This is a genomic window from Streptomyces fuscigenes (assembly GCF_021556455.1).
Classification (GTDB): domain Bacteria; phylum Actinomycetota; class Actinomycetes; order Streptomycetales; family Streptomycetaceae; genus Streptomyces; species Streptomyces fuscigenes.
Genome location: NZ_JAKGCV010000214.1, coordinates 1 through 9,312, shown reverse-complemented (window position 1 = coordinate 9,312; position 9,312 = coordinate 1). Strand labels below are relative to the sequence as shown.

Annotated in this window: 5 protein-coding genes and 2 pseudogenes; 6 read left to right on the top strand and 1 reads right to left on the bottom strand. The window is 72.3% G+C overall.

All coding sequences use genetic code 11. From position 1 onward, the window contains the following. Nucleotides 1-105 precede the first annotated feature (105 nt). Nucleotides 106-1,155, bottom strand: a complete 1,050-nt coding sequence (locus tag L1885_RS17520; protein WP_235798068.1) for a LacI family DNA-binding transcriptional regulator — start codon at nt 1,153-1,155, stop codon at nt 106-108. 288 nt (nt 1,156-1,443) lie between these two features. Between L1885_RS17520 and L1885_RS17515 the strand changes: the two genes are divergently transcribed. From L1885_RS17515 to L1885_RS17490, 6 genes and pseudogenes are all read left to right on the top strand, one after another. Beyond that, on the top strand, nt 1,444-2,757 hold the full coding sequence (locus L1885_RS17515; protein ID WP_235798067.1) for an ABC transporter substrate-binding protein: 1,314 nt from the start codon (nt 1,444-1,446) through the stop codon (nt 2,755-2,757). A gap of 20 nt (nt 2,758-2,777) precedes the next feature. Next, on the top strand, nt 2,778-3,770 hold the full coding sequence (locus L1885_RS17510; RefSeq protein ID WP_235798066.1) for a carbohydrate ABC transporter permease: 993 nt from the start codon (nt 2,778-2,780) through the stop codon (nt 3,768-3,770). After that, the gene (locus L1885_RS17505; RefSeq protein WP_235798065.1) at nt 3,767-4,699 is read left to right on the top strand and encodes a carbohydrate ABC transporter permease; all 933 of its coding nucleotides are present in this window, start codon (nt 3,767-3,769) and stop codon (nt 4,697-4,699) included. The genes L1885_RS17510 and L1885_RS17505 overlap by 4 nt, the downstream gene beginning before the upstream one ends. 140 nt (nt 4,700-4,839) lie before the next feature. Continuing rightward, nucleotides 4,840-6,093, top strand: coding sequence for a glycoside hydrolase 5 family protein (locus L1885_RS17500; RefSeq protein WP_235798064.1), 1,254 nt, complete (start codon nt 4,840-4,842; stop codon nt 6,091-6,093). A 194-nt stretch (nt 6,094-6,287) separates the two neighbouring features. After that, nucleotides 6,288-9,183 (top strand): annotated as a pseudogene (locus L1885_RS17495) (alpha-mannosidase); the annotation flags it as partial. A gap of 4 nt (nt 9,184-9,187) precedes the next feature. After that, a pseudogene (locus tag L1885_RS17490) lies at nt 9,188-9,312 on the top strand (non-canonical purine NTP pyrophosphatase); the annotation flags it as partial.

Sequence of the window (9,312 nt, the reverse complement as noted above, 5' to 3'; positions counted from 1 at the left end):
GACCGCCCGAGGCGCAGGCGCACCGCGGGCCCGCCCCGCCCGACGCGCGCACGGCCCGCCGCTGACGGGCCCGCTACCCCCGGACCTGGCCGGCTGACGGGCCCGCTACGCCCCGGACCTGGCCGCGGCCGTCGACTCCCGTTCGATCAGGCGCGGGACCGGGACCTGCACGGTGCGGGCGGGGGCGCCGTCCAGCAGCGACAGCAGTTCGGTGGCGGCCGTGCGGCCGAAGGCGAGGGTGTCCCGGGTCAGGGCGGACAGCCAGGGGTGGACCATCCGGCACAGCGCCGAGTCCTCCCACGCCACGACGGACACGTCGCCCGGCACCGAGAAGCCGAGCGCGGCCGCCGCCGCGACACCCGCGACGGCCATCACGTCGTTGTCGAAGACGAGCGCGGTCGGCGGGGCGGGCGAGTCGAGCACACGGCGCACCGCGGCCGCGCCCTCGGCGTCCGAGTAGTCGGTGGTCAGGGACCGCACGCCGCCGAGCCCGCGCCGCTCCGCCTCGGCCCGCAGGGCCCGGATGCGGCGCTCGGTGTGCGCGAGGCCGGGCAGGCCTGCGATGTGCACGATGCGGCGGTGCCCGAGCGCGTGCAGCCGGTCGACGACCGCCGCCATCGCGCCGGCGTCGTCGGCCCACACCGTGGAGAGTTCGGCCCTGTCCTGGTCGGGCACGCCGCCGATGACCACGGCGGGCAGGCCCAGTCCGCTGAGCAGGGCGGGGCGTGGATCGTCCGTGCGCGGGTCGACCATCAGCACGCCGTCGACGCGGCGCTCGGCCCACCAGCGGCGGTAGACCTCGCACTCGTCGTCCACGCCGTCCACGACCTGGAAGAGCAGGCCGAGATGGCGTCCGGCGAGGCCCTCCTGGATGCCCGAGATCAGCTGGAGGAAGAACGAGTCCACGCCCAGGGTGTCCGCGGGGCGCGCCACCACCAGGCCGACGGTCGCCGAGCCCTCGCCGGAGAGCTGGCGGGCGGCGGCGCTGGGACGCCAGCCGAGCTGTTCGGCCACACGGCGCACCCGGTCGCGTGTGACCTCGGATACCCCGGGACGGTCGTTCAGAGCGAACGACACCGCGCTCTCCGACACCCCCGCACGCTGCGCGATGTCCTTCATCGTCGGGCGACGGGCGGACGGGCGTCTGGCCGGCATGCCTGCCCCTTCGGGTCATGGTCGGGGCGTCAGCGTAACTCATGCGGAAGCGTGCGACTAAAGCGCTTGAGCTGTACTGACCTAAAGCGCATTAGTTCTTGATCCTTCTCACCATACACAGGGCTCTGACCTGCACAAACGAGGGCGCGACGCAATCTTTCCCCGCCGGTGCATTGACAATGCCTCCAAAGGCCGTGCAAGGTCTGCTGCGCGGCGTCACCGAGCCGGGCCAGGGCCCGGCGTGCGGGCACCGCGCCACGCCCGGGTTGAGCAAAGGAGCCATTTGCCGTGCGCTTTTCCAGCAGAGTCCCCCACAAGGCGGCCGTCGCCGCGGCGGCGGTCGCCGTCCTCCTGCCCCTGAGCGCGTGCGGCGGCGGTTCCGGCAGCTCCGGAGGGTCCTCGGCCTCGGGGTCCGGCAAGATCGACGGGTCGATCACTTTCCAGACCTGGAATCTGAAGACCGGTTACAAGGACTACTTCAACGGCCTCATAGCCGACTTCGAGAAGAAGTACCCCGGCTCGCACGTGAAATGGGTCGACCAGCCCGCCGACAACTACGCGGACAAACTCAGCGCGGACGCCTCCGGCGGCACGATGCCCGACGTCGTCAACGTCTCCCCCGACCTCGGGGCGCCCCTCGCGAAGGCCGGCGTCGCGCTCGACCTGGACGGCGACCCGGCCGCCGCGAAGTACAAGAAGGAGTACTTGCCCGGCGCCTGGGCCGGCAACCAGGTCCCGGGTCTGAAGGGCACGTACGCCTTCCCGTGGTACCTCAACACCGGGCCGCTGTTCTACAACAAGGCGCTGTTCAAGAAGGCGGGGCTGGACCCGCAGAAGCCGCCGGCGACCTACGGCGAGCTGTTCAGCGACGCGCTCACGATCTCGAAGAACAGCCACGGCACCATCGCCACGCTCGCCAACGTCCCCACCATCGAGGACTTCGGCCGCTACGGCGTGCAGATCATGAACGGCAAGGGCGACGGCTTCACCTTCAACGACGCCAAGGGCGTCGACCTGCTGACGCAGTACGTGAAGCTCTACAAGGCGCACGCACTCGACCCGCAGGCCCTGACGGCCACCCCCGACTCCGCGGGCCAGAAGTTCCTCACCCAGGCCGTGGCGATGAACCCGGGCAGCGCGCTGGACCTCGGGCACTTCAAGACCCAGGCGCCGACGCTCTACAAGAACATCGGCATCACCGACCAGATCACCAGCACCGGCAAGGTCAACATGTACGTCATGGGCCTGATGGTGAACGCCGCCACCAAGCAGAAGGCGACATCCATCGCCTTCGCCCACTTCGTGACGGACGCGCAGAACCAGCTGTCGTTCGCGAAGAAGGCCGCGATCTTCCCGAGCACCGCCGGCACCCTGGACGACCCGTACTTCACCAAGGAGGACGGCACGGACACGGCCCGCGTGCGGGTGGCCGCGGCCAAGTCCCTGAAGAACGCGGTGAACTACACGCCCGTCGTGTTCAGCGACCAGATGAAGACGGAACTCGGCAACGAGGTCGCCAAGGCCCTCCAGGGCAAGGAGTCCCCGAAGGCCGCGCTGGACGCCGCCGTGAAGTCCTGCGACCAGCTGCTGAAGCAGAGCTGAGAGCGGGAGCGCCACACACCATGACCAGCCCCACCGCCGGGCCCGTCCCCGCCGCCGGCCCCCTCGCCGGCACGGGGGCGGGCCCCGGGCCCGGCCCCCGGCCCGCCTCCCGGCAGCCGGGCGGCCCGCGCCCCGGCCGCCCCGCCAGGCGTCATCTGCCGTCCACGCCCTGGCTGTTCGCCGCCCCGGGCCTGGTCGTCGTCTGCGTCTTCATCCTGTACCCGTTCGTCTCCACGCTCGTCGACTCGTTCACTGATCGCCGGGCGCTCGTCGCCGGCCAGTGGGTGGGGTTCGCGAACTTCACGGAGATGCTGCACGACGACATGTTCTGGATCGGCCTGCGCAACAGCGCGCTGTACATGGTCGTCGTCGTGCCCGCCCTGGTCGTCCTGCCCCTGCTGCTCGCGCTGCTGGTGCAGAAGAGGATCCCGGGGATCGGCTTCTTCCGCAGCGCCTTCTACACGCCTGTCGTCGCCTCCATCGTCGTGGTGGGCCTGATCTGGGTGTGGATGCTGGACGACCGGGGCCTGATCAACGCGGTGCTGGGCGAGGTGGGCATCGGCCGGATCGGCTTCCTCAGCGACCAGTGGCTGCTCCTGCTCAGCGCCATGTTCGTCACGGTGTGGAAGGGCCTCGGCTACTACATGATCATTTACCTGTCGGCGCTGGCCAACGTGCCGCGGGAGCTGCACGAGGCGGCCTCGGTGGACGGGGCGGGCGCGGTGCGCCGCTTCCTGAGCGTCACCGTCCCAGCCGTGCGCTCCACGATGGTCCTGGTCGGCGCGCTGTCCGCGGTGGCCGCGTTCAAGGTGTTCTCCGAGGTCTACCTGATGGCCGGCCCCAAGGGCGGGCCCGCGGGCGAGGACACCACCCTCGTCATGCTGGTGGAGCGCACCGGCACCGGCCTGACCGGCCGCGTCGGCTACGCGTCGGCCCTGTCGGTCGTCGTCTTCGTGATCACCGTCGGGCTGATGCTGCTCGTGCTGCGCGCCGACCGCAGGGAGGACGCATGAGCACCGCGGACGGACGCACTCCGGGACGCGCGGGCACCACCCGCCGCCCGAGCGGCGGCGCGGCGGGCTCGCGCCGCTCCCGCTTCACTGACGAGAACGGCCGCAGGATCCCCGCGTGGGAACTGACCGGGCGCTACGCGCTGCTCGTGGCCGTACTCGCCCTGACCGTCGGCCCGTTCGTGTGGCAGCTCGCCACGTCCCTGAAGGGCCCGACCGAGGACATCTTCGCGACGCCGCCGTCGTTCCTGCCCGCGCACCCCACCCTGCACAACTACACGCGGGTCGCGGACACCATTCCGGTGTGGAGCTACGCGCTCAACTCGCTGAAGGTCGCCACAGCCAACGTCCTGACCAACTGCGTCGGTTCCGCGCTCGCCGGGTACGCGATCGCCCGGCTGCGCTACCGCGGGCGCAAGCTGCTGACCCTGGTGTTCATCGTGGCGATGCTCGTCCCGGTGGAGGGCATCATCATCGCCCAGTTCCAGACGATGCGCTCGCTCGGCCTCAACAACACGCTGCTCGGTGTGGTGCTGCCGGGCTGCGTCGGCGCCATGAACGTGCTGCTGATGCGCAACGCGTTCCTCCACCTGCCGCCGGAGGTCGACGAGGCCGCCGTGGTCGACGGCGCCAACGCCTGGCAGCGGTTCTTCCGGATCGCGCTGCCGTCGGTGCGCGGGACGCTCGCCGTCGTCGCGATCTTCGCCTTCATGGGCTCGTGGGACGACTTCCTGTGGCCGCTGATCGTGCTGAGCGACTCCTCGAAGTTCACGCTCACCATCGGCCTGAACTACCTCCACGGCACGTTCGCGGACGACCAGCGTCTGATCGCGGCCGGCACGGTGATCGCGGTGGTGCCGCTGATCGTCCTGTTCGCGTGCCTCCAGAGGTACTTCTTCCGCGGTGTCGGCGAGGGCGCCGTCAAGGGCTGACACGGCGGCCCGGGACGGGCCGCGGCACCGCCGCGCTCCCGTCCCGGGCCGCCCCGCACCCCTGACACGCCCCGCCTGCCCCAGCCACATCCCCTCGCACCCCCGCACCCCCGCACCCCGCCCCACGAAACAGGAACGTCATGCCCCCTGCGGTCCGCTTCGGCGTCAACTACACCCCGAGCCAGGGGTGGTTCCACCACTGGCTCGACTTCGACCTCGACGCCGTGCGCGCCGACCTCGACTCGATCGCCGCGCTCGGCCTCGACCACGTCCGCGTCTTCCCGATCTGGCCCTACTTCCAGCCCAACCGGACGCTGATCCGCCCGCGCGCGGTCGAGCAGCTGGTCCAGCTCGCCGACGCGGCCGCCGAACGCGGGCTCGACGTGAACGTGGACGGCCTCCAGGGCCACCTGTCCAGCTTCGACTTCCTGCCCGCCTGGACGCAGACCTGGCACCGGCGCAGCCTCTTCACCGACGAGGACGTCGTCGCCGGGCAGGCCGAGTACCTGAGGACGCTGGCCGCGGCGCTCGCCGACCGGCCCAACTTCATCGGCATGACGCTCGGCAACGAGGTCGCCCAGTTCGCCGCGGGCCCGCATCCCGACCCGGACCGCGTCACCGCCGAGCAGGCGGGCGGCTGGCTGCGGCGGCTGCTCGCCGCCTGCGAGGAGGGCGCGCCGGGCCTGCCGCATCTGCACGCCGAGTACGACGCCTCCTGGTACCAGGACGACCAGCCGTTCACCCCGGCGCACGCGGCACGCCTCGGGGCGATGACGGCCGTGCACTCGTGGGTGTTCAACGGCACGGCGCAGCGGCACGGCCGGGACGGCACCGCGACGGTGGGGCACGCCGCGTACCTCGTCGAGCTGTCCAAGGCGTGGGCGGACGATCCCCACCGCCCGGTGTGGCTGCAGGAGGTGGGCGCCCCCGCGCCGCTGATCGGTCCCGAGCACGCGGCCGAGTTCACCCGGGCGACGCTGGCCGGCGTCCTCGACTGCGAGGATCTGTGGGGCGTCACGTGGTGGTGCTCCCACGACGTGGACCGTTCGCTGGCCGACTTCCCCGAGCTGGAGTACGGCCTCGGGCTGCTGACCTCGGACCGCTCGCTCAAGCCGGCCGGCGAGGCCGTCGCGCGCGCGGCCCGGGAGTGGCGGGAGCGGCCGCGGGCCCCGAAGCCACGCACGACGGCGCTGGTCGTCGACGCGGGCGACGACGACGCCGCGCCGCGCCGCTCGGTGTGCGCGCCGGGCGGGCCGGTCTTCGAGGCCTTCGCGCGCCTGTGCGCGGACGGAGTGCGGCCGGCCGCCGTACTCGCGAGCCGGGCCGACGACAAGCTCCATCTGGCGGCGAGGGGGATCACCGAGGTGGTCCTCCCGGACGCTGTGACAGGCTGAGCACACCGGACACCACCGGCACACGGGCACCCGCGCGGCCGGCACGCGCGGGCGCCGGCGCACGGACACGATCACGCGCGCGGACACGATCACGAGCGCGGACACCACCACGAGCGCGGACACCACCACGAGCACCGCACCGCACCAGACCAGCACCAGCACCAGCACCAGCACCAGCAACGGAGCCAGACCCCATGCATGACGACCGCTCCCTGGTCGAGGGCCGCCTCAAGCGCGTCCTCGACGAGCGCATCAGGCCCGCCGTATACCCCGAGGCCGTGCCCATGGAGGTGGCGGTGTGGACCGCCCCGGGCGAACCGGTCCCGGTCGCCGAGGGCCTGGCCGCCGAGCCCTCCCCCGCCGCGGTCGGCGACCGCTGGGGTGCCCCGTGGGGCACCAGCTGGTTCCGGGTCACCGGGACCGTGCCCGAGGCGTGGGCGGGACGCACCGTCGAGGCGATCGTCGACCTGGGCTTCGACGAGAACATGCCGGGTTTCCAGTGCGAGGGCCTCGTCTACCGGCCCGACGGCACCCCGGTCAAGGGCCTCAACCCGCGCAACCAGTGGGTGCGCGTAGCCGAGCGCGCCGCGGGCGGCGAAGAGGTGCGCCTGCACGTCGAGGCGGCCTCCAACCCCGTACTGCTCGACTACCACCCCTTCCTGCCCACGCCCCTCGGCGACATCGAGACGGCCGGCACCGAGCCGCTGTACCGCATCGCCCGCATGGACCTCGCCGTCTTCGACGACACGGTGTGGCAGCTGGTCCAGGACCTGGAGGTGCTGGGCGAGCTCATGGCGGAGCTGCCCGTGGAGGGCAGCCGGCGCTGGGAGATCCTGCGGGCCGTGGACCGGGCGCTCGACGCGGTCGACCTCCAGGACGTGGGCGGGAGCGCCGCGGCCGCCCGCGCCGAGCTGGAGGCCGTACTGGCCGAGCCGGCGCACCCGGCCGCGCACCGCATCAGTGCCGTCGGCCACGCGCACATCGACTCGGCGTGGCTGTGGCCGCTGCGCGAGACGGTGCGCAAGGTCGCCCGCACGACCGCCAACATGACGGCGCTGCTGGAGGACGAGCCGGAGTTCGTCTTCGCCATGTCCCAGGCGCAGCAGTGGGCGTGGATCAAGGAGCACCGCCCCGAGGTGTGGGCGAAGGTCGTCAAGGCCGTCCAGGAGGGGCGGTTCGTGCCGGCGGGCGGCATGTGGGTCGAGTCGGACACCAACATGCCGGGCTCCGAGGCGATGGCCCGGCAGTTCGTGCACGGCAAGCGCTTCTTCCTCGACGAGTTCGGCATCGAGAACGACGAGGCGTGGCTGCCGGACACCTTCGGCTTCGCCGCCGGGCTGCCCCAGATCATCAAGGCCGCCGGCTCCACCCGCCTGCTCACCCAGAAGATCTCCTGGTCGGCGACGAACTCCTTCCCCCACCACACGTTCAACTGGGAGGGCATCGACGGGACGCGCATCTTCACCCACTTCCCGCCGGTCGACACCTACAACTGCTCGATGAAGGGCAGCGAGATCGCCCACGCCGAGCGGAACTTCAAGGACAAGGGCGTGGCGCGGCACTCCCTCGCCCCGACCGGGTTCGGCGACGGCGGCGGCGGCACGACGCGCGAGATGGTCGCGAAGGCGGCCCGGCTGAAGAACCTCGGCGGTTCGGCCGCGGTGACGTGGGAGTCGCCTTCGGCGTTCTTCGCGAAGGCGGAGGCGGAGTATCCGGACCCGCCGGTGTGGGTGGGTGAGCTGTACCTGGAGCTGCACCGGGCGACGCTGACGAGCCAGGCGGGCACGAAGCAGGGCAACCGGCGCAGCGAGCACCTGCTGCGGGAGGCCGAGCTGTGGGCGGCGACCGCCGCGGTCCGGGCCGGCTTCCCCTATCCGTACGAGGACCTGGACCGGATCTGGAAGACGGTGCTGCTGCACCAGTTCCACGACATCCTGCCCGGCTCGTCGATCGCCTGGGTGCACCGCGAGGCCCGCGCGACCTACGCCCGCGTCGCCGAGGAACTCGGCGCCATCGTCGACGCCGCGCAGCGCGCCCTCGCCGGCGACCCGGCCGGTGGCACGGAGCTGGTCTTCAACGCCGCTCCCCACAGCCGGGCGGGAGTCCCCGCGGGCGGTGCCGCGGCGCCGCAGGCGCCCGGTGCCACGGCGATCGGCACCCGCGCCGAGGGCGGGTTCGTCCTCGACAACGGGCTGCTGAGGGTGGAGATCGACGCGCGGGGCCTGGTCGTGTCCGCGTACGACACCGGCGCGGGCCGCGAGGCCATCGCGCCCGGCGAGGCCGCGAACCTGCTCCAGCTGCACCCCGACTTCCCCAACCAGTGGGACGCCTGGGACGTCGACAAGTTCTACCGCAACACCGGCACCGACCTCACGGCCGTCGACGAACTGGTGGCACTCCAGCAGGAGTCGGCGGTCCGTGTCGTGCGTTCCTTCGGCGCCTCGAAGGTCGTGCAGACCCTCGCGCTCGCGGCGGGCAGCGGGCGGCTGGACATCCGTACCGAGGTCGACTGGCACGAGACGGAGAAGTTCCTCAAGCTGGCCTTCCCGCTCGACGTCCACGCGGAGCGGTACGCGTCCGAGACGCAGTTCGGCCACGTCCACCGGGCCACGCACACCAACACCAGCTGGGAGTGGGCGAAGTTCGAGGCCTGCAACCACCGCTTCGTGCACCTGGAGGAGCCCGGCTGGGGCGTCGCGCTCGTCAACGACTCCACCTACGGGCACGACGTGACGCGCACCGTGCGCCCGGCCGACGGCGGCACGACGACGACGGTGCGCGCGTCGCTGCTGCGGGCCCCGCGCTTCCCCGACCCGGAGACGGACCAGGGCGTGCACCGCTTCCACCACGCGCTCGCGCCCGGCGCCACCATCGGCGACGCCGTCCGCGAGGGCTACCGCGTCAACCTGCCCGAGCGCCACGTCACGGGCAGCGCCGAGGTGGCCCCCCTCGTGAGCGTCGACAACGACGCCGTCGTCGTCACCGCGGTGAAGCTCGCCGACGACGGCAGCGGCGACGTGATCGTGCGCTTCCACGAGGCGCGCGGCGGCCGGGCGAGGGCGACGCTCGCGGCGGGCTTCCCGCTCGCGGGCGCGTCACCTTCGCGGAGAACGCCCTGCTCAAGGCCCACGCCCTCGCACAGGCCACCGGCCACCCGGCCATCGCCGACGACTCCGGCCTCTGCGTCGACGTCCTCGGCGGCGCCCCGGGCATCTTCTC

What these genes read in the sequence shown, in the direction of transcription:
- L1885_RS17520 (WP_235798068.1), bottom strand. Translation starts at nt 1,155, where the DNA reads ATGCCGGCCAGACGCCCGTCCGCCCGTCGCCCGACGATGAAGGACATC.
- L1885_RS17510 (WP_235798066.1), top strand. Translation starts at nt 2,778, where the DNA reads ATGACCAGCCCCACCGCCGGGCCCGTCCCCGCCGCCGGCCCCCTCGCC.
- L1885_RS17505 (WP_235798065.1), top strand. Translation starts at nt 3,767, where the DNA reads ATGAGCACCGCGGACGGACGCACTCCGGGACGCGCGGGCACCACCCGC.
- L1885_RS17500 (WP_235798064.1), top strand. Translation starts at nt 4,840, where the DNA reads ATGCCCCCTGCGGTCCGCTTCGGCGTCAACTACACCCCGAGCCAGGGG.